Consider the following 19,071-nt stretch of genomic DNA (forward strand, 5'->3'; position numbering starts at 1 on the left):
GATGACGGCGGATGTGCGGCCGAACCGGTGGTTCGCGCGGCTATAGCACGATGTCGCTGTGAGAGAGCGCTATCTGTCCGACGTTGATCGCGAATTCGGGCCTGGCGTCGGCATCGACGTTGCCGTACAGGATGCCGCCGGAGAGCTGGAGTTGGCCCGGTGCGTAGAAGGCCGTGCCGGCGGCGATGAAAGTGGCATCGAAAGCATCGTTTTCCGCAGTGAGCACGTTTGCGTCGATGAGGGACAGGTCGAGGAGATCTTCACCGATCGCAAAGTCCATGATCGTGTCCGCCGTTCGGGCGCTGGCGCTGGTGTCGGAGATGGTGTTGAAAATGAAAAAGTCATGGCCGGCGCCGCCGATGAGGATGTCGCGCCCGCCCGCGCCGATCAGGGTGTCGTCGCCGCCGCGACCGTCGAGGGTGTTGCGGCCGGCGTTGCCGGTGATGACGTTGTCGCCGTCGTTGCCAGTGCCGTCCGCGCGTGCGCGGCCGGTGAGGGTGAGGTGTTCCAGGTCGGCACCGAGGGCGAAGGAGACGGTGCTGCGCACGGTGTCGATGCCGCCCAGCAGTCCGTTCGATTCGATCACGACGTCATTGCGGTTGTCGACGACATAGGTGTCGTCGCCGTTGCCACCGGTGAGGCGATCAGCGCCGCGGCCGCCGTCGAGCAGGTCGTGCCCGAAGCCGCCGTCGAGCGAATCGGCGCCGCCGAGGCCGAACAGCTGGTCGTCGCCATCGGTGCCGGTCAGGACGTTGGCGCGGCCGGTGCCCGAGACCGTGATTCCGGCAACCGGCGCCGCGCGTTGCCCGCCGAGGAATTCGCTGGCGCTGCGGGTGACGTCGTTGGCGAAGCGGAAGTATTCGACGCCGGTGATGGTGTCGATTCCGCTCGACTGGCTCTGGAACGTGAAGATTCCGGTGGTGGAATCGTAGATGATCGCGTAGGTGCCGAGGTCCGCGCCGAAAGTGGCCCAGTCGGTGCCGGTGCCGCCGTCCAGATAGTCGTTGCCCCCGCCGCCGAGAAGTTCGTCGTCGCCGGCCAGGCCGTAGATCGTGTCGTTTCCGCCGCCGCCGTCGAGACGGTTGGCGAGGCCGTTGCCGCTGATCGAATCCGAGCCGTCGCCGCAGACGACGTTTTCGATGTCCGTCGAGTAAGCGATAGCGATGTTGTTGGTCATGTCGTTGCAGGAGCTGTAGGCTCCCGGCGCGATATCAACCGTGCTGCCCGATGACCAGCCGCTGAGGTTGAGCGTGTCGTTTCCGCCTGCGTCGTAGATGGTGAGGACGGGATGGGCGTTGCGCGTGAAATCGAGGATTTCCGCCATCGCGCCGGTGACGTTCGAGCCGAAGCCGTAGGTGGTGTCGCCGGTGCGGGTGCTGCGGTCGGCGCCGTATATGCTCTGGATCGCCAACACGTCGTCGAGCATGGGGGTCTGGGGCTGGTAGAGTCTGCCGTCCGCGCCGACCCAGTCGGCCCACGCGATCTGGCCGGTTCCGGCCGACCACGAGCCGTACGTCGGACCGAAATAGGACATGACGGACAGGACCGTGCTGTCCTGGTAGCTCGTCGGTTCGAGCGCGTAGCCGTTGTAGTCGCCCATGTGGTCCAGGCCCAGGGCGTGGCCGACCTCATGGACATAGGTCATGTAGCCGTAGCTGCCGACCTCGGGGTCGGCCAGGGAGGCGTCGCCGGATTTCAGCCAGACGCTCCCGTAGGACGGGAAGTACGCGTGGGCGTAGTCGGCGTTGAGAGTGAGTCCGAATTCGACGTCGGACGCGGTTCCCGTGACTTCGGCGAAGGACGGCGCGATCAGTTCGTCCCAGGAGGCGAGCGCCATTTGGGCGTACGCGTGCTGCGTTGCGCTCAGGGGCTGGAAGGAGCCGCCTTCGTCGGTCCAGAACAGGTTGGCGGCGGTGACCGGGAAGGCGTAGGTGATGGTGCTGCCGGCCCAGTGATAGCCCGAATCGAGCTGGTCGATGATCTGCTGCGTCGAGAGTGTTGCCAGCGCCATGCGCGCCTCCGTGTCCGTACGGGGTGGTTTGCCGGACGGGCGAATCGGTCATGGCGTCGCCCGGGCGACACGCAGCGCCTCGGCTGCCCTCCGTGGAGCTGGATTTTACAGGCAATCCGGGCGGGAATCCGGTTCGCGGTGCCCGTTTGCACCGGGTTGCCCGGTAGGTCAGCTGTCGAGTGCGGAATGAAGTTCCGCGGTTGCAGTTTTCATATCATCGATGAGAGACAGATACGGTTCGCCGAGCTGGGCGCGGGCCTGCGCGGCCGTATCGAAATCCTTCTCCATCCACTCGAAATGTCCGCCGGCCATGACGTTGCCGATATAGACGATGTCGGTGAGGTTGCGCGGATATTCGGGCACGGGACGGGGGTGATCGTGGTCGCGGGTGGCGATGGCGATTTCCTCCGGGATGCCGAGGGAGAAGAGGAGGGACTCGCCGATGCTCTCGTGCCACTGGTACACGAGGTGTTTGACGGTATCCGGCCGTTGGCGCAGTTCGTCGTACTGCGAGGCGCGATAGAGCATGTAGCTGGCGCCCAGGTCATGCACCAGGCCGGCGAACAGCGCCTGTTCGGCGGTGACGCGACCGAATTTCCGCGCGATAACGGAACAGGCGGCAGCGGTGGTCACGGAATGCGTCCACAGCCGTCTGGAGATGCCGTCGAAGTCGGTGAGGTCCCTGGCCAGCAGGAGTTGCTTCATCGCGACGCCGAGCGCGAGGGAACGTACCGATTTCGTGCCGATGCGCATGATCGCTGATTGCAGATCCTTGCAGGGCGGGCCGTCGCGGCGGTTGAGTACGGAATTGGCAACACTCAGCAGGCGGCTGCTGATCATGGGGTCGAGGCTTACGGCCGCGCTGATCTTTTCGATCGGGGCGTCCGGGTCGTCGAGCAGTTCGCGCAGGCGGATCGTGACGTCGAAACAGGTCGGAAAGACCAGTTTGCTGGACATCTCGCTGGCGATGTCTTCCAGCATCTGGAAACGCTGGGCTTTCAGGGCATCGCCGGTCTTGTCTTCTTCGTGTGTAGTGGACATTGCGGGTAGTGCGCGATCGGGTGGGTTGTCGAGCGTCGGTGATCGGTGATCGTCTTCGGGCGGAAGCGGGATCGGAGTGTGCGGACGATGCGGGCTCACGAGTTTCGTTCGAGACGCAGGTCTGTGATGAATTCCTGTGCTTCGCCGATGGCGATTCTCGCAAAGGAGGGGTGCAAGGGGTTGAGCAGGTAGTTCGTTTCCGACGGGATCAATGCACTGGGAACGGCGAGCACGGCGGCGGAGTTGCGCTTCGCCCAGTCGCTGCCGAGGTCCTGCAGGTGTTGGCGCGCCGCAGGGCTGCGCCAGTCGCCGGGCAGCTCGTCCACGACGACACGGTCGATGCGCAAGCCGCTCGGGATTTTTGCCGGAATGGCCACGTAACGGGCGCGCAAGGGTTCGTCCTGCACGAGCATCTCGAGCATGGCCAGCGACTGGGTCGCAGCGGTATATACCATCGGGACGCCCTTGCGATTCCAGCGCCCGCCGTACAGGCGCGCACCTTCGCCCGAGAAGGCCGAATCGGCGAAGCGCGCGGTGACCAGTCGCCACACCGTGAGCATCAGGCGAATACGCCGTGCTCGATGCGCCCGAGGGTGTCCAGCACGCTCTCGGCGCCGATGTCCGTATCCATGAGCGACAGCGGCACGGCGGTACCGAGGGCCGTGTTGGGCGATTTCAGCCAGTGCATGGCGACGTCCGCATCCTCGAAGACCTCCTGGGCGCGTTCGGCGACCCGCGCGAGGCGCACGAGCTTGGCGGATTCCTCGCTGTTGAGGGTGCCTTCCTTCTTGCGCCGCGCCAGGGTGCGCTCGGGGATGCCCAAGGCCTCGGCAAGTTCGGCCTGCGTGACGTGCAGCGTCCTGGTGGCCGAATCGACTGCCGCCGAGGAAATGCCGCGGCGGATGAGCGATACCCAGTCGAGCGCCGTTCGCGGCCTTGCATGCAGCACACCCAAGCCGCCGAGCACGGATTCGATGGAAAGCGAGGGGGTGGGCGGAAGGGCTGCGGCAGGGATGCCCATGGTTAACTCCGTTGACGCCATATGGCTTCAATTATAGTTAAATTTGGCGTGATCAGGTGTTCAGCGTGGTTCGTCCGGCACTGTCGCGAGCACCTGTTCGAGGAAATCCCGCAAGGGCATGCGAAAGCCGGCGGCGTTGGGGTGACCGCCCCCACCGTAATGTTCGGCGATGCGCGCCACGTTCACAAGGTTGCAGCCGCGCAGCGAGGCCTTTACGAAGCCGTCCCCGGCGAGCTGCCAGACGAGGCCGAAGCTTCGCGAGCGTTCGGCGAGCCGTCCGCCGAGTTCGGACGCGAATGCCGCGCTGGCGTTGACGGCCAGGCCGCTCACCCGCTCGTCGGACGGGGATGCCGCAGCCCCCGGGGCGACGGCGGACTGCAAGCCCACGGGCATCACCAGCGCACTCGCGGCGAGTCGGTCGACCTCGATGGCAAGGAAGCGGTCGACGGCTTCGCCTTCATCGAGCAGGGCACGGTGGGCTGCGGACCGTGCATCCTCGCTTGCGCGCACGATCGGATCCCAGGCCGGGAAGGTGAGGTCGCGCATGCGCAGGGCGCGGCAGAAGGGCCGGGTGCCGGGAAGCCGGAAGCGCCACATGTCCTGGTCTTCGATGTGCGCGAGCGCCGCCGGGACGGACGTAGCGGGGTGGAAATGCTCCCACGCGAGCCGGGCGCCGGATCGCTCGAGATCGAAGATCACCGTCAGGCCGTGGGCGGCGTCGTGAAAGCGTGCGCCGCTGCCGCCTTCATCCGCGTGCAGCAGATCCGCCCAGGCCGCGCGGGCGCTCGCGTGGTGATCGATGAGGCACACCGAGCGGGCCCGGGCGGCCATGCGTTCGAGTTCGGGGCGGGGAAACGAGAAGTCGAGGATGAAGACATCGCGCCCGGCAACGTCATCGAGCTGCCAGGCGTTTCCGTAATGCACCGGAAGATATCGCGCCGCATCGCCCAGACGGCGCCAGGCGGCGTAGGCCGCGCCGAAACCGTCGAGGCAGTCGGCGTGGTAGTAGATGGTGGCTTGTGTGCTCATGGTCCGTTCCATCATGCCACAGGGCGGTTGGAACGGACCGCGGACGTCAGGTCGCGTTTCTCACCAGTGCCGCCAGCCGTTCAAGTCCGATATCGGCCTGCTCGGCCGTTGCATGGCTGAAATTGAGCCGCAGCTGGCCGCAGGCTTCGACCTCGTGTGGCAGGAAGGACTCGCCGGGCATGAAGGCGACGTTCGCTTCGATGGCCTTCGGCAGGAGCGATCGCGTGTCGATCCGCCGCTTCAGGGTCAGCCAGAAGAAGAGGCCGCCGGGGGGCGTGTGCCACGTGGCGATGTCGCCGAAATGGCGCCGGAGGGTTTGTTCGAACGCGTCGCGGCGGATGCGATAGCTGGCGACGAGGGCGTCGATGCGCTCTTGTCGTGCGGGATTGTCGAGCTGCTGCAGCACCACCCATTGGCTGACGCGGTTGCTGTGCAGGTCGGCGGCCTGCTTGAGGCGCGTCAGGAAGGGCAGCAACTCGGGCGACGCGACGAGATAGCCCAGACGCAGGCCGGGGGCCAGGCTTTTCGAGAAGGAGCCCTGGTAGATCCACGGCGTGCGCAGGAGCCGTGCGCACAGCGGTGTGCGTTCGCAGGGATCGTAGGCGAGATCGCGGTAGGGGTCGTCCTCGAACACGGGGATTCGCGCTTCGTCGAGGCTGGCTGCCAGGGCTGCGCGTTGCGCGGCGTCGAGGCAGCGTCCGCTCGGATTCTGGAAGGTGGGGATGACGTAGGCGAATGCGGGCTTTTCGCGCATGAAGGATGCCGTGTCGGGTGCTTCTGCGTCGTAGGCGAGCAGGCGTGCGCCAAAGAAGCGGAACACCTGGAGAGCCGCGAGGTAGGTGGGGGACTCGACGGCAACGGGCGTCTGCGGGTCGATGAAGAGTTTGGCGACAAGGTCGATGCCCTGTTGCGAGCCGGAGACGATCAGCACCTGGTCGGCGCTGCAGTCCAGACCTCGCGTGCGCAGGTCTGTGGCGATCCGTTCGCGCAAGGGGCGTTCCCCTTCGCTCGCGCCGTACTGCAGCGCGCTCTGCGGCATGGTGTCGAGGGACAGCCGCGGAAAACTGTCGCCGGAGGGCAGGCCTCCTGCGAAGGAGATCATGCCCGGGCGATCGATGACGGCGAGGATTTCGCGGATCGGCGATGCATGCAGGTCGCGGGTGCGGGCGGAAAATGCAGGGAGGGCGGAGAGCTGGGCGGTCATCGTGGCGTCCGATTAAATGTCAATAATATTGACCTATGGACAAGGTAATGGTTAGCCTCCTAACATGTCAACATGATTGACCTAAAGTTCTGCGGCGGCCAATCGGCGCCCGAATCCGACGAAGCGGGGCTGCGCAAGGCAATCGAGCTGCTGTATTTCGGCTATCGCGCCTTCACTGCGCCGCCGGATCGCATTCTCGAAGAGCGCGGCCTGGGCCGGGTGCATCATCGCATCCTGTATTTCGTCGGCCGCAACCCTCAGATTTCAGTCAATGCCTTGCTCGGCGTGCTTGGCGTGAGCAAGCAGGCCCTGAACGCGCCGTTGCGGCAACTGGTCGGGATGGGGCTGGTCGCGACCGATACCGCGGCGCACGACCGGCGCGTCCGTCAGCTGCAGCTCACAGCCGAGGGCGAAGCGCTGGAGGCGCGTCTGACCGGCGCACAGATGGTCCAGCTGGAGACCGCATTTGCGCAGGCGGGGGCGGGGGCCGAGGCGGGGTGGCGCGCCGTGATGGAATGCCTCGTCGAGCGGCGGCTGTAGCCGCCGTTTCGATGCGGAATGCGGCGCGGAAGGTCTGCGAGGGATGTGCAGTGCGGATCTCCAACGAGTGTGCCCGGGCCAGTTCGTGGCGGAGCTGACTCAGGCGATGTCCGCCGCACGGACGTGTGGCAGGTAAAATCCTGTCGCAAGTCGAAAAGCAACGCACGGTTCGGCGGGTTTCATCCCGCCCGACGCCCTGTCTCTGGCGGGAATGGGGATCATCGTCGCGTCGGGGGTCGTTGTCGCGTACTCGGAGCGCTTCAGCCGGAAGGCTTGAACGCTCGCCGGCGACGCGCGTACATCGCCGCTCACGCCACTACCTGTCGCCACGTGACGCAGCGGTTGTTGGCCGGCATCTCGGCGTCTTCGACGAGCACCATTCCCGCGTCCCTTGCCAGCGCATCGACTGCCTCGAAGTCGCGGATGCCGCGTTGCGGGCCGTCCTGTTTCAGGGCAGCGTCGAACTGCGCGTTGCTCGCGCTCGTGAAGCGGCCGCCGTAGTTGAAGGGGCCGTAGTAGCAGAACACCGCGTCGGGCGTCATGACGTCGGGGAGCAGCGCGAAGAGGCGTTCGACCTCGGGCCAGCTCATGATGTGCAGGGTGTTGGCGCTGAAGACCGCGTCGAAACGCATGCGGAGCGCAGGAGGGGCATTCACGTCCAGCGTGACGGGATCGGGCGTGTTGAGCAGGCGCGCTTCATCCAGCCAAAGGCGGATTCCGGGCAGGTACTGCGGCTGGTCCGAGGTCTGCCAGCTCAGGTGGGGCAGGGCGGCGGCGAAGTGGACGGCGTGCTGGCCGGTTCCGCTGCCGATCTCGAGAACGCGATGACGGCCGGTGAAGTGCCGCCGCAGTATGGCGAGGATGGGATCGCGGTTGCGTTCGGTGGCCGGTGCGTGAGGTCTTTCCATCGTCGGGGCGTCGGTCCATGCAAGTGAAGCGGGTGGCGTCATGCGATGCCGGGGTCCGGTCTGCGAAACGGGAGATGGCCCCGCGCGTCGTCATGCCAGGCGGCAACGCCCAGCTTCTGGCGTTCGAGATGCGGGGCGATTACGCGGCGCATCTCGGGATCGGGGATCCAGTGCGCGGAGCGGACGATCTGCGGCGTGAAGCCGCGGGCGATCTTGTGTTCGCCGCCTGCGCCGGGCTCGAAGCAGGTCAGGCCGTGGCGCAGGCAGTAGTCGATGCCGCGATAGAAGCACAGTTCGAAGTGCAGGCTGTCGACCTGGCGCCGGGCGCCCCAGTAGCGCCCGAACAGGGTGTCGTCGCTGCGAAAGCACAGCGACAGCGCAACCGTTTCGTCGCCGTCGCTGGCCGTGAACACGACCATGCGGTCTCCCAGCGCGGCCGCAAGCCGGGCGAAGCATTCCGGGCTGAAGGCGGCGTAGTTGCCGAAGCGGTCGAAGGTGGACCGGTAGAGTGCGTGCAGGGTCGGCCACTCGGCCATGCCGATCTCGTCGCCGTGCCGGACGGCGATGCGCAGCCCCGACGCGGCCGCCCGTCGCCGCTCGGCGCGCACTTTTCGCCGTTTTTCGGCCGAGAAGGACTGCAGGAAGCCGTCGAAATCGCCGAAGCCGGCATCGGACCAGTGATATTGCACGTCGTGGCTCACGATCAGGCCCCTCGCGGCGACGGCGTCGATGTCCGCCGGCGAGGCCAGCGCGACGTGCCAGGTCGAAAAGCCGTTCTCGGCGACGATGCCCTGCGCGGCCGCGATCAGCGCATCGCAGACCGCTGCGCGGTCGGCCCCCGGCGCGATCAGGAATCGCGGCCCGGCGACCGGGGTGTAGGGCAGGCCGGACACCAGGCGCGGGTAGTAACGGCGGCCGGAGCGTTCCCACACCGGTTTCCAGCTCCAGTCGTAGATGAAGTCGCCGTGCGAGTGTCCTTTCAGGTAAAGCGGGAGCAGGCCGACGATCGCGCCGTTTTCGCTCGCGACGAGGTGCAGCGGCTGCCAGCCGGCATCGGGTGCGGCGACACCCTGTTCCTCGACGATGCGCAGGAAGTCGCCGTTCAGGAAGGGGTGTCCCGGTGCGCACAGGGCGGCCCAGGTTTCGCGGGGAATGTCGGCAGCGCCGTCGGCGATGCGGATCGTCAGCTTGCTCATGCGTGTGGCTGCGGGCTTGCGGAGGTGGGCGGGCCTGTTGGACAGCGGCATCGGCAATCGTTCCGGGCGCTGCGTGGTTCGAGCATACCGCGCCGGGAGCGCCATGCGGCAGGCGCTTGAGCCGTCGGACTCGCGTGCCCGAAAGCGCGCCGCCCCGATGTGTCGCGCGGTGCCCCCTTGTCGTATGATCGAACGATGCAGATCTTTCGCGTCAGCCTGAACCGCCTCATGCAGGAGTCGCACGACTTCGACGCCGTCGTCGCGATCGACGTGCTGCGCTCCTTTTCGACGGCTGCCTACGCCTTCGCGGCGGGCGCGTCCGAGATCCATCCCGTGGGGACGGCCGCCGAGGCCGAGCTGCTGCTCGACCTGCTGCCCGATGCGCTGACGGTCGGGGCCTTGCCCGGCGGCCGCCCGATGCCGGGTTTCGACCTCGGGAACTCGCCCGCGGGCGTGCAGGAATTGAATCTCGCCGGACGCCCGGTGATCCTGTCGACCGCGGCGGGCGTGCAGGCGCTGCTGCGCTTTCGCAATGCGCCGCGGTTGTTCGCGGCGAGCCTCGTGTGTGCGGGTGCGACCTTGCGTGCGCTGCGCGCAGTTGCGCCGAAGCGGGTCGCGCTGATCACGACCGGCGAATGGATCGATCGCGATGGCGACGAGGACATCGCCTGCGCGGATTACCTCGCGTCCGGCCTGCAGGGCGAGCCGATCGACGGGGACGCGCTGGCGCGACGCGTGCGTGATTCCGATTTCGGCCGGCGCTTCGTCGCGGGCACGGATCCGGCGCTGCCACTCGCCGACCTGGAGCTGTGTGCGCTGGTCGATCGCTTCGATTTTGCGATGCCGGTGACGCGGGGGCGCCACGGCCTGGTGATGCGCGCGCTTCCCGACCACAGCTGAGTATCTGCCGCGGTGGGGCGCTTCACATGGCGCCCGCGCCCGGCCTATTGCCCGCGCTTGCGCCGCACGGTCACGCTCTCGCCCGCGATCCCCCAGTTGTCGGTTTCGACTTCGTCGATCACGACGATGGTGGTCTGCGGATTCTTGCCGAGAACGTCCTGCAGCAAGCGCGTGACGCCGCTGATCAATTCGGCTTTCTGTTCGGGCGTGGCGCCCTCGCGGGTGATCTTGATGTTGACGTAGGGCATATTGGGCTCTTGCGGCTGCATGGGTTTGGGTACTGCGGGCAGGTTAACGATGAGTTCGAATCACGTAAAGTGAATTAATCTGATGTAATGCATCTCGATGTGGGATGTTTGTGCGGGTATCGCATGTTTCCGCTGCCGGACCTTGGTGGCCATCCGTGTGCGATCGATCGACGGGGTATCCCTGAGGGGGCGGGGCATGAGACCCTCCACTCTTTGTTGTCCGGAACACGTCAATTGGAAGAGAACTTCTTCATCGATCCCGAAGCCGTCGTGCCTGCGGAGGACGATGCCGAGGGCGACGACGCGCTGCTCGACGTCGCGCGCAAACTGCATCTCTGGTTGCAAAGCTTCAATGCGCGCCTCGTGCACAACGAGGGAGCGGTCGCGATCGAGGTGGCTGGCGAAATCGAAGTCGGGGGACGGCGTTACCCCTATCGCCTGGTCCCGGAACGCTGTGTGCTCGCGCGGGTGCAGAAGTGGCGCAAGCTGCCCGAGGAGAAGCACCTCGGGCTGGTGCGCGAGCGGCTCCACATGGCGTCGGTGGCCGAGTTCGAGGCCGACGTGCGAGCCTTCGTCACCGGCGTGCTGCAGCGGGCGCAGGCCCAGGGGCTGGACGGTGCGCGTTTCCTGAGCGCCCTGGAAACCGGCAAGGAGCTGGCGAGCCGGCGCTTCCGCATCGTCGAGGACAGGCTCGCAGAGGCGGCCGTGCGCCGGCGCGCGGAGACGCTCGCCGAGGCTGCGCGCGACACGGTCAAGCTGACGCGCTATCCCGAGTCCTTCGAGACGGCGTTCATGATGCGGCGCCGTTTCGTTGCGATCCTCGGTCCGACCAATTCAGGCAAGACACACCAGGCCATGGAGGCGCTGGCAAAGGCGGCAAGCGGCGTGTATCTCGCGCCGCTGCGCCTGCTGGCGCTTGAAAACTACGAGCGCCTCGCCGACCGCGGCGTGGCGGTGAGCCTCGTCACCGGCGAGGAGCGACGCATCACGCCGGGAGCGACCCATGTCGCGAGCACCATCGAGATGCTCGACACCTCGCGCCCGGTCGAGGTCGCGGTGATCGACGAGATCCAGATGCTGGAGGATCTGGATCGCGGCTCGGCATGGACCGCGGCAGTGTGCGGGGCCGCGGCGAAGACGGTGTTCCTGCTTGGTGCGCTGTCCGCCCGCCCGGCAGTCGAGGCACTCGCCGAGCGTCTCGGCTGCGAGCTCGAAGTGCACACGCTGGAGCGCAAATCACCGCTCGAGATGGCGCCGCGTCCGGTGGGCAACATTGGCCAGCTGCGACGCGGGGATGCGGTGATCGCGTTCTCGCGCCGCGACGTGCTCAACTGGGCCGGCAATATCGCGGAGGCCGGGTTCCGCGTCGCGACGATCTACGGCAACCTCTCGCCGGAGGTGCGGCGCGCGCAGGCACAGCGTTTCAGGGACGGCGAAGCCGACATCGTCGTTGCGACCGACGCGATCGGCATGGGGCTCAACCTGCCAGTGGCGCGCGTCGTGTTCTCCACGGCGAAGAAGTTCGACGGCATCTCCGAGGACATCCTGCCCCCCTGGCTGACGCACCAGATCGCCGGGCGGGCAGGGCGCTTCGGCCTGCACGAGGCGGGTCTGGTCGCGGGCTTCGACGACCACACGCACCGCATCGTCAGTCGCCTGATGCAGACGGCCGCCGATCCGCTGTCGAGCCGGGGCTTTTATGTGACGCCCTCGCTGCACCACCTCAAGAGCATCTCGGCGGCGAGCGGCGAGCGCGCGCTCGCGCGTCTGCTGGAACTGTTCTCGCGCAACATCGACCTCACCGACGACTTCTTCCTGCCGGGCGACCTGAGCGAGCAGATCGAGCGTGCGCGCTGGCTGGATTCGCTGCCGCTGTCGCTGGAACATCGTTTCACGCTGTCGCTGGTGCCGGTGTCCACGCGCGTCGAATCGCTCAACCAGGCGTGGCAGGAATGGGCGCGTGCCTTGTCGAAGGCGCGCACGTCGCATCTTGCGATCGAACCGGTGGGGGCGGGGCGCTACGCGCTGCAGGCGGCCGAGGATGCGTGCAAGAAGTACTCCGCGTATGCGTGGCTGGGCTATCGCCTGCCCGACCATTACCCCGACGCGGAGGTCGCCGTCGCGCTCGCACGCAGCATGTCGGAGACGGTCGACGAGATGCTCGCGCGCCAGCACGGGCGGCGCGATTCGCGAAACCGGAGCGGAGGGCGCGGCAAATCGCGCAAAAACGGCGCGTCGCAGCGTAAATCGGGCGGCGGTGCGCCGAGGCGCTGATTCGACCGGCGGGGTGGACTGTGCCGGCCACGGCTTCAGGCCGGCGCTGCGCCCTCCGCCCCACCTTCTTCGAGCAACTTTACCAGGCTGTACAGCACGCGGTTGACCGGCGTCGCGACGCCCAGCGCCTTGCCGCGGCGAAGTACGAAGCCGTTCAGATGGTCGATCTCACTGTGCTTGCCTCGCGCCAGATCCTGCGCCGTTGAGGAGAACTGCGTCGGCATCGTCTGCGCGATCCGTTGCACCGCCGCCCAACTGTCGCCCGGCACGGTGATGCCTTCTGCCCAAGCCAGATCGAGGCATTCCTGCACCGCATCGCGCATGACGTCCTCGACGGCATCTCCGGCGATCAGCCGGCCGTAGGGCAGTTGCGTGATCGCCGATAGCGCGTTGTACGCGCAGTTGAGAATCAGCTTGGCCCAAAGCGCGCCGACGACGTTGTCCGACAGCTCGACTGGCACGCCGGCGGCGCCGAAGAGTTCGACGAGGCGGCCGGATGCGTCCGACGGGCCGATCACGAGTTCGCCGCGGCCTTGGTGCTTGACATGGCCCGGCCCCGCCATCTCCGTCGCGACATAGACCACTGCGGCGCCGACCTCGCGGCCGAGCTGTGCCTGCAGCCGTTCGGCATTGTCGACGCCGTTCTGCAGGCTGAGGACGATCGTTTCGGGGGAGAGGTGCGGCGCCATGTCGGCGCCGGCGGTTGCGGTGTCGGTCGATTTCACGCAGCACAGCACGAGTTGCGCGCCGCGCACGCCCTCCGCGCCGGTGCACGCCTTTACCGGTACGCGCTGCTGGAAGTCGCGAGTATCGAGGAGGAGTCCATCGCGTGCCATGGCGTCCACGTGTACCGGGCGGCCGACCAGAACCACTTCGTGGCCGGCGCGCGCTAGCATGCCGCCGTAGTAGCAACCGACCGCGCCGGCTCCCATCACTGCAATCCTCATGAGCATGTCTCCGTTGTGTCGGTAGCGGTCGCGGAATGCGCACCCGTGAGACGGTGGTCCGCGGCGAAACCGACATGGTAGCGCCATGCCGCGCCTTGGGCACGATCGGGCCGTTCTGTTGAGCCGGTGCGTCGAGGGAAGGATGCACCCGGATTCCCGCTGCTGCAGGCGAGGCGTACGAAAAAGCGGGGAAGCGCGGGGCGCAATCTGATAGTGTTGCGCACCGCGCCGCAGCATCCGGAATACGTCGGACGAGGCGCCGGTTCCCAATCGCACCGATCGATGAATACGCAGCGCATCTCCCGACTCGCCCCCGTCCTTTCCGTCCTCGCCGCCTTTCTCGGCGGTTGCGCGGCCGTCTCCGAGCCGCCGGCGGTCCAGGCACCCGCACCGGTCGAAATGCGGATGCCCGACACGCTCCCGTCGGCCCCCGTGCCTCCGCCGCAGGGCGCAGTGCCGGCGGCTCCGGCAGGGGGACGGTTCGTGCCGGGTTTCCCGCCGCGCGTGCAGGAACAGGACGCACGCAGGTTCGTGTATGCGCTGCTTCCGCCGGGCGTCACGCGCGAGCGCGACGAGTGGGCGGCGGACATCGTCGCGGCCTTCATGGGCTTGCGCCTCGCGCCGAACGCGGAAAACTTCTGCGCGTCGATCGCGGTGATCGAGCAGGAGTCCGGTTTCCAGGCGGATCCGGTGGTGCCTGGTTTGTCGAAAATCGTGTGGCGTGAAATCGAAACGCGCCGCAAGCGCTACCTGATTCCGAAGATGGCGCTGGACGCCGCGTTGTCCCAGCCCTCGCGCGACGGACGGACCTACCGCCAGCGCGTCAACGGGCTGAAGACCGAGCGCCAGATGAGCATCCTCTACGGCGACATCATCGACGAGGTTCCCGGCGGCAAGCTGTTGCTGAGCGGATACAACCCGGTGCGTACCGGCGGTCCGATGCAGGTCAGCGTCACATTCGCCGAGACGCATGCGCGCGAGAAACCCTACGCGGCCGCGACGAACGGCAAGGTGCGCGAGGCGGTGTTCACGCGTCGCGGCGGTGTCTATTTCGGCATCGCCCACCTGCTCGATTACCCGGCACCCTACAGTAGCCCACTCTATCGCTTCGCGGATTTCAACGCGGGGCACTACGCGAGCCGCAACGCCGCTTTCCAGCAGGCCCTCGCCAGACTGGCCGGGCAGGCCCTGGTGCCGGATGGCGACCTCCTGCGTTACGCGGACGGGCGCCCGAGCACGGTCGCCAGCACAACGCAGCGGGCGGCGCTGAAGATTTCGCGTCGGTTGCGACTCAACGAGGTCGAGATCGAGTCCGCGCTACGGCAGGAGAAGGAAGAATCCTTCGGCCGCACGAAGCTCTACCAGCGCGTGTTCGCGCTCGCGGATGAAGTGGAGGGGCGGCCCGCGGCGCGCGAGGCATTGCCGCAGATCCGCCTCCACAGCCCGAAGATCACGCGAAAGCTCACCACTGCCTGGTTCGCCGATCGCGTGAATACCCGCTACCGCTCGTGCATGAACCGCGCGGCCACGGTGCCCGACCTGCAGTTGCCGCTGGTGTCGAACGGCGCCCGCCGAAGCTGAGCGCCGCCGTCCAGCGCACTCAGCGGTCGGCGAAGCGGGGCGGCCGCTTCTCGACGAAGGCGGCCATGCCTTCCTTCTGGTCCGCGAGCCCGAAGGTCGCGTGCAGCGTGCGACGCTCGAAGAGCAGGCCCTCGTTGAGCGGGCCTTCGAAGGCGCGGTTCACCGTTTCCTTCATCATCATGAGGACGGGCAGCGAGAACTCGGCGATCTTCGCGGCCGCCGCGAGCGCTTCGTCGAGCACGCTTCCGGCGGGAAAGATGCGCGCAACGAGGCCGCTGCGCTCCGCTTCCTGCGCGTCCATCAGGCGACCGGTCAGGCACAGGTCCATCGCCTTGGTCTTGCCCACCGCGCGCGGCAGGCGCTGCGTGCCGCCCGCACCGGGGATGGTGCCGATCCTGATTTCCGGCTGGCCGAAACGGGCGTTGTCCGCCGCGAACACGATGTCGCACATCATCGCCAGTTCGCAGCCGCCGCCCAGCGCGACGCCCGAGACGGCGGCGATCGTCGGTTTGCGGAAGGTCTTGAGACGCTCCCAGTTGCGCGTGATGAAGTCACCCTTGTAGGCGTCCATGTAGTCCATCGCGCGCATCGCGGCGATGTCCGCGCCGGCGGCGAAGGCCTTGTCGGAGCCCGTCACCACGACGCAGGCGATGCCGGGGTCGGCTTCGAAACGGTCGAGCGCCTGGCCGATCCCGCTCATCACGTCGTCGTTGAGCGCGTTGAACACTTCCGGGCGGTTGATGCGGATGAGGCCGACCTTGCCGCGCGTTTCAGCGAGGATCACTGACGTCATCGTGTCGTCTTCCGTCGCCATCACTGCTCCGTGCCGAAGGACTTGGCGGTTTCGCGCAGCTTGAACTTCTGCAGCTTGCCGGCCGGCGTGCGCGGCAGGTCCTCGACGATCTCGAGGCGTTCCGGGTAGTACTGCTTCGCGACCTGCTGTTTGTCGAGATAGGCCGTGAGGTCTTCGAAAGTCAGCCGGCAGCCGGGTTTCAGCGAGACGAAGGCGCAGATGCGCTCACCGAGGCGGCGGTCCGGGTAGCCGACGACCGCGACCGTCGTGATCGAAGGGTGGCGGTACAGCAGGTTCTCGATTTCGACGACCGGGATGTTCTCGCCGCCGCGGATCACGATGTCCTTGCTGCGGCCGTTGATGCGGATGTAACCCTCGCTGTCCTGGAAGGCCATGTCGCCGGTGTCGAACCAGCCGTCGGCGGTGACACCGTTGAGTTGCGGACGCTTGAGGTAGCCGGCGAACAGGGACGAGCCGCGGATCAGCAGTTCGCCCGTCTCGCCTGTGGGCAGTTCGGCCGCGTCCGCACCGACGATGCGGATCTCGATGCCGGGCAGGGCGCGGCCGTCGGAGACGCCGGATTTCTCCAGCGCACGCGCCGGTTCCGTGACGGTCACCGCGCCGCATTCGGTCATGCCCCACGCCGAGCAGATGCTCAGGCCCATCAGGTCCCACGCGCGCTGGACGACGACGGGGGGAATCGGCGCCCCGGCGCAGTTGAATTTCGTGAATTGCGGTGACACCGGCGAACCCGCCTCGACTGCCGCGCACATGTCGGAAACGAAGGCCGCCGAGGCCATGCTGAAGGTTACGCCCTCGTCGCGGACGATCTCCAGCGCACGCGGCGCGTCCCAGATTTCCTGCAGCACCGTCGTCGAGTTCAGGATCAGCGGCAGCATCGCGAGATAGCCGTAGCCGGTGAGGTGCGCCATCGGCGACGCGCCGAGGATGATGTCCGACGGGCTCAGCTCCATCGTCGCGATATAGGCGTGGAGGTTCGAGAAGAGCGTGTTCGAGGTGTGCATCACGCCCTTGGGCTCGCCCGTCGTGCCCGACGTGTACATGAGCAGCGAGACGTCGTCGGGTCCGATGCCCGGGCCGGAAAGGGGCGGCGTGTCCTCGCGCATCAGCACGCGGTCGAAGCTGTCTTCGCCGTCACCGTCGACGACCACGACTTGTTTCAGGTGCGGCAGCTTGGGCTGCAGCTCGCGTGCCATCGCGGCGTGGTCGAACTTGCGGAACACCGTCGGGACGATGAAGACCTTCGATTCGGCGAAGTCCAGCATGTAGCTCAGTTCGTGCTGGCGGAAGATCGGCATCACCGGGTTCGCGGCGGCACCGATGCGGGCGCAGGCGAGCGAGAGCGCGACGAATTCCCAGCGGTTGGGCAGCTGGAAGCTCACGACGTCGCTGCGGCCCACGCCGAGCGCGACGAGGCTGCGGGCGATCAGGTCGACCCGTCGGTCGAGTTCGCGATAGCTGAGGCGGACCGGCGCGGTCTGGCCGTCGCGGTAGCCAACGACGGCCGGTTTGTCGGGGCAATCGGACAGCGCACGCCGGAAGTGCACGTCGATCGTCTCGTCGCGCCACAGGCCGGCGGCCTTCATGGCAGTCATGCGGTCGGCGATCAGCACCGGGTCGAAGTTCATTTCTATCTCTCCTCACTTGGCGGGGGCTTGGCCCGCGCAACCCTGAATGTCTTGTTGCGAGACGGCAGCATGCCGGGCGGGGCGGCGACGCGCCCTTGTGGAAGTACGCATCGCCGATCCCGTTGCGCCCGGTTTGCGAGGGCACGTCTCCTTGGTTGATCTCTGCAGCCGGCCGCGGCCGACAGCGTCGCAAAGCTATCCCCTTTGCTAGTATAAGTCAATAGATTGTCACAAACGCTCGTGTAGGTATCTTCGCCGTGGAGTTCTGGACGTGCGCAGAGCCCTTTAACGCAAGGGGAACGGGCTTATTGACGGATCGTGATCAGCAGCAATTGTTCCATCGTGTTTGAAAACAAAATAGCAATGTATTGACAGAAAAGTTCAGTGCTCCCTAGAATGCGCAAAACCTACACAGGAGGAGCAGCGATGGATTTCAGTCTCAGCCCCGAGCAGCAAGCGCTCGTCGATACCGCCAGCCGCTTCGCCCGCGAGCGTCTCGCTCCCGGCTACAAGGCGCGTGAAAAGGCCGAACGCATCGAGCGCGAGGTCATCCGCGAGATGGGCGAACTCGGCTTCCTCGGGCCGGAGTTGGCCGAAGCGCACGGCGGCATGGGGGTCGATTGCGTGACCAGCGGCCTGCTGCTGGAGCAGATCTCGTATGGCGACTTCAACGTGTCCTACGTGAATCTCCTGACCTCGCTGTGCGGCCAGATCGTCGCGAATTACGCGCGGCCGGACATCGCGAAGGAGTGGCTGGGCCAGGTGATCGCCGGCAAGAAGTCGATCGCCATCGCGCTCACCGAGCCCAGCGCCGGTTCCGACGCGGCGCGCCTGAAGCTGAAGGCGACGCGCGACGGCGACCACTTCGTGCTCAACGGCGAGAAGACCTCGATCTCGATGGCGACGCAGGCGGACGTGGCGGTCGTGTTCGCCCGTACCGGAGCCGAAGCCGACCGCGCCCGCGGCATCAGCGCCTTCCTCGTGCCGATGGACCTGCCGGGCATCACCCGCACGGCCTTCGACGATATCGGCACCCGCCCCGTGGGCCGCGGCTCGATCTTCTTCGACGACGTGCGCGTGCCGGCCGAAATGATGCTCGGCGACGAGGGCAAGGGCTTCGTGCAGGTGATGCAGGGGTTTGATTACAGCCGCGCGCTGATCGGCATCCAGTGCATAGGCGTGGTCCGCGCCTCGCTCGACGAAACCTGGCGCTACGTGCAGGAACGCGAGGCCTTCGGCAAGAAGATCGGCGACTTCCAGGGCGTCACCTTCCCGCTCGCCGAGGCCGAGACGATGTACGAAGCCTGTCGCGCGCTATGCCTGAAGACGCTGTGGCTGAAGGACCAGGGGCTGGAGCACACGGCCGAGGCGGCGATGTGCAAGTGGTGGGCGCCCAAGGTGGCGTGCGAAATCATCCACCAGTGCCTGCTTACGCACGGCCACGGCGGCTACGCGAGCGACTACGACTTCGGCCAGCGCTACCGCGACGTGATGGGTCTGCAGATCGGCGACGGCACCGCGAACATCATGAAGATGATCATCGGCCGCCAGAAGCTCGCGGCGCACGAGGTTTAGTGGCCTGCTTCGTAAATCAAGTGACTGGACGAAAGCGATGGATTGCGACCTGTGGCAAGGCGCGAACCGCAGCAATAGCAGTAGCTATTGCGAGGATGAGCAACGCAGCCACGGGTCGCAAGACGCGCTTTCGTGTCACGGCATTTGCGAAGCA

Annotated in this window: 17 protein-coding genes; 5 read left to right on the forward strand and 12 right to left on the reverse strand. The window is 66.7% G+C overall.

Annotation, left to right across the window (positions count from 1 at the left end; genetic code table 11):
- Positions 1-40 precede the first annotated feature (40 nt).
- The 6 genes from F464_RS28370 to F464_RS0112005 form a co-directional block, all read right to left on the reverse strand.
- The gene (locus F464_RS28370) at positions 41-2,011 is read right to left on the reverse strand and encodes a M10 family metallopeptidase C-terminal domain-containing protein (RefSeq protein WP_018990056.1); all 1,971 of its coding nucleotides are present in this window, start codon (positions 2,009-2,011) and stop codon (positions 41-43) included.
- Positions 2,012-2,179: 168 nt separating this feature from the next.
- The gene (locus F464_RS0111985) at positions 2,180-3,052 is read right to left on the reverse strand and encodes an HDOD domain-containing protein (RefSeq protein WP_018990057.1); all 873 of its coding nucleotides are present in this window, start codon (positions 3,050-3,052) and stop codon (positions 2,180-2,182) included.
- 95 nt (positions 3,053-3,147) lie between these two features.
- The gene (locus F464_RS0111990) at positions 3,148-3,612 is read right to left on the reverse strand and encodes an RES family NAD+ phosphorylase (protein ID WP_018990058.1); all 465 of its coding nucleotides are present in this window, start codon (positions 3,610-3,612) and stop codon (positions 3,148-3,150) included.
- The gene (parS, locus tag F464_RS0111995) at positions 3,612-4,073 is read right to left on the reverse strand and encodes a type II RES/Xre toxin-antitoxin system antitoxin (RefSeq protein WP_018990059.1); all 462 of its coding nucleotides are present in this window, start codon (positions 4,071-4,073) and stop codon (positions 3,612-3,614) included. Before parS ends, F464_RS0111990 begins: the two co-directional genes overlap by 1 nt.
- Positions 4,074-4,133: 60 nt before the next feature.
- Positions 4,134-5,102: a DHHA1 domain-containing protein gene (locus tag F464_RS0112000; RefSeq protein ID WP_018990060.1), complete on the reverse strand. Its 969-nt coding sequence runs from the start codon at positions 5,100-5,102 to the stop codon at positions 4,134-4,136.
- Positions 5,103-5,148: 46 nt separating this feature from the next.
- Complete coding sequence (locus F464_RS0112005; protein WP_018990061.1) at positions 5,149-6,306, reverse strand: aminotransferase-like domain-containing protein; 1,158 nt, start codon at positions 6,304-6,306, stop codon at positions 5,149-5,151.
- Positions 6,307-6,378: 72 nt separating this feature from the next.
- Between F464_RS0112005 and F464_RS0112010 the strand changes: the two genes are divergently transcribed.
- On the forward strand, positions 6,379-6,846 hold the full coding sequence (locus F464_RS0112010; protein WP_018990062.1) for a MarR family winged helix-turn-helix transcriptional regulator: 468 nt from the start codon (positions 6,379-6,381) through the stop codon (positions 6,844-6,846).
- A gap of 308 nt (positions 6,847-7,154) precedes the next feature.
- Here the strand turns inward: F464_RS0112010 and F464_RS0112015 are convergent, their stop codons facing one another.
- Both F464_RS0112015 and F464_RS0112020 read right to left on the reverse strand, forming a co-directional pair.
- Entirely contained in the window at positions 7,155-7,754 is a 600-nt protein-coding gene (locus F464_RS0112015) for a DUF938 domain-containing protein (protein WP_018990063.1), read from the reverse strand.
- Between the two features lie 38 nt (positions 7,755-7,792).
- Complete coding sequence (locus F464_RS0112020; protein ID WP_040395011.1) at positions 7,793-8,950, reverse strand: GNAT family N-acetyltransferase; 1,158 nt, start codon at positions 8,948-8,950, stop codon at positions 7,793-7,795.
- A gap of 195 nt (positions 8,951-9,145) precedes the next feature.
- On the opposite strand from F464_RS0112020, the gene F464_RS28375 reads away from it, so the two are divergent.
- Positions 9,146-9,850: a 2-phosphosulfolactate phosphatase gene (locus F464_RS28375; protein WP_018990065.1), complete on the forward strand. Its 705-nt coding sequence runs from the start codon at positions 9,146-9,148 to the stop codon at positions 9,848-9,850.
- A gap of 44 nt (positions 9,851-9,894) precedes the next feature.
- Here the strand turns inward: F464_RS28375 and F464_RS0112030 are convergent, their stop codons facing one another.
- The gene (locus tag F464_RS0112030) at positions 9,895-10,098 is read right to left on the reverse strand and encodes a tautomerase family protein (protein ID WP_018990066.1); all 204 of its coding nucleotides are present in this window, start codon (positions 10,096-10,098) and stop codon (positions 9,895-9,897) included.
- A gap of 234 nt (positions 10,099-10,332) precedes the next feature.
- Between F464_RS0112030 and F464_RS28380 the strand changes: the two genes are divergently transcribed.
- A complete protein-coding gene (locus tag F464_RS28380) occupies positions 10,333-12,372 on the forward strand; it encodes a helicase-related protein (RefSeq protein WP_018990067.1) in 2,040 nt (679 codons plus the stop codon).
- Between the two features lie 35 nt (positions 12,373-12,407).
- On the opposite strand, the gene F464_RS0112040 is transcribed toward F464_RS28380, so the two are convergent.
- The gene (locus F464_RS0112040; protein ID WP_018990068.1) at positions 12,408-13,319 is read right to left on the reverse strand and encodes a ketopantoate reductase family protein; all 912 of its coding nucleotides are present in this window, start codon (positions 13,317-13,319) and stop codon (positions 12,408-12,410) included.
- Positions 13,320-13,601: 282 nt separating this feature from the next.
- Here F464_RS0112040 and F464_RS0112045 point away from each other — a divergent pair, with 282 nt between their 5' ends.
- Positions 13,602-14,900: a DUF1615 family protein gene (locus F464_RS0112045; RefSeq protein ID WP_157353727.1), complete on the forward strand. Its 1,299-nt coding sequence runs from the start codon at positions 13,602-13,604 to the stop codon at positions 14,898-14,900.
- Positions 14,901-14,919: 19 nt separating this feature from the next.
- Here the strand turns inward: F464_RS0112045 and F464_RS0112050 are convergent, their stop codons facing one another.
- Positions 14,920-15,714 carry an enoyl-CoA hydratase gene (locus F464_RS0112050; RefSeq protein WP_018990070.1) on the reverse strand — a complete coding sequence of 265 codons (795 nt, stop codon included), beginning with the start codon at positions 15,712-15,714 and terminating at the stop codon, positions 14,920-14,922.
- Positions 15,714-17,342 (reverse strand): cyclohexanecarboxylate-CoA ligase, encoded by a 1,629-nt coding sequence (gene aliA / locus F464_RS0112055; RefSeq protein WP_018990071.1) that lies wholly within the window; start codon positions 17,340-17,342, stop codon positions 15,714-15,716. Before aliA ends, F464_RS0112050 begins: the two co-directional genes overlap by 1 nt.
- Before the next feature lie 426 nt (positions 17,343-17,768).
- On the opposite strand from aliA, the gene aliB reads away from it, so the two are divergent.
- Entirely contained in the window at positions 17,769-18,917 is a 1,149-nt protein-coding gene (gene aliB, locus F464_RS0112060; protein ID WP_018990072.1) for a cyclohexanecarboxyl-CoA dehydrogenase, read from the forward strand.
- Positions 18,918-19,071: the final 154 nt, after the last annotated feature.

The organism is Aromatoleum toluclasticum ATCC 700605, assembly GCF_000378245.1.
Lineage (GTDB): Bacteria > Pseudomonadota > Gammaproteobacteria > Burkholderiales > Rhodocyclaceae > Aromatoleum > Aromatoleum toluclasticum.

Bases quoted from the DNA above. Each gene is read 5' to 3' on its own strand.
- parS (WP_018990059.1), bottom strand. From the start codon at position 4,073: ATGGGCATCCCTGCCGCAGCCCTTCCGCCCACCCCCTCGCTTTCCATC.
- F464_RS0112040 (WP_018990068.1), bottom strand. From the start codon at position 13,319: ATGAGGATTGCAGTGATGGGAGCCGGCGCGGTCGGTTGCTACTACGGC.
- F464_RS0112030 (WP_018990066.1), bottom strand. From the start codon at position 10,098: ATGCCCTACGTCAACATCAAGATCACCCGCGAGGGCGCCACGCCCGAA.
- F464_RS0112010 (WP_018990062.1), top strand. From the start codon at position 6,379: ATGATTGACCTAAAGTTCTGCGGCGGCCAATCGGCGCCCGAATCCGAC.
- aliB (WP_018990072.1), top strand. From the start codon at position 17,769: ATGGATTTCAGTCTCAGCCCCGAGCAGCAAGCGCTCGTCGATACCGCC.
- F464_RS0112045 (WP_157353727.1), top strand. From the start codon at position 13,602: ATGAATACGCAGCGCATCTCCCGACTCGCCCCCGTCCTTTCCGTCCTC.
- F464_RS0111985 (WP_018990057.1), bottom strand. From the start codon at position 3,052: ATGTCCACTACACACGAAGAAGACAAGACCGGCGATGCCCTGAAAGCC.
- aliA (WP_018990071.1), bottom strand. From the start codon at position 17,342: ATGAACTTCGACCCGGTGCTGATCGCCGACCGCATGACTGCCATGAAG.
- F464_RS28370 (WP_018990056.1), bottom strand. From the start codon at position 2,011: ATGGCGCTGGCAACACTCTCGACGCAGCAGATCATCGACCAGCTCGAT.
- F464_RS0112015 (WP_018990063.1), bottom strand. From the start codon at position 7,754: ATGGAAAGACCTCACGCACCGGCCACCGAACGCAACCGCGATCCCATC.
- F464_RS0112005 (WP_018990061.1), bottom strand. From the start codon at position 6,306: ATGACCGCCCAGCTCTCCGCCCTCCCTGCATTTTCCGCCCGCACCCGC.
- F464_RS0112020 (WP_040395011.1), bottom strand. From the start codon at position 8,950: ATGAGCAAGCTGACGATCCGCATCGCCGACGGCGCTGCCGACATTCCC.
- F464_RS28375 (WP_018990065.1), top strand. From the start codon at position 9,146: ATGCAGATCTTTCGCGTCAGCCTGAACCGCCTCATGCAGGAGTCGCAC.
- F464_RS0111990 (WP_018990058.1), bottom strand. From the start codon at position 3,612: ATGCTCACGGTGTGGCGACTGGTCACCGCGCGCTTCGCCGATTCGGCC.
- F464_RS0112000 (WP_018990060.1), bottom strand. From the start codon at position 5,102: ATGAGCACACAAGCCACCATCTACTACCACGCCGACTGCCTCGACGGT.
- F464_RS0112050 (WP_018990070.1), bottom strand. From the start codon at position 15,714: ATGGCGACGGAAGACGACACGATGACGTCAGTGATCCTCGCTGAAACG.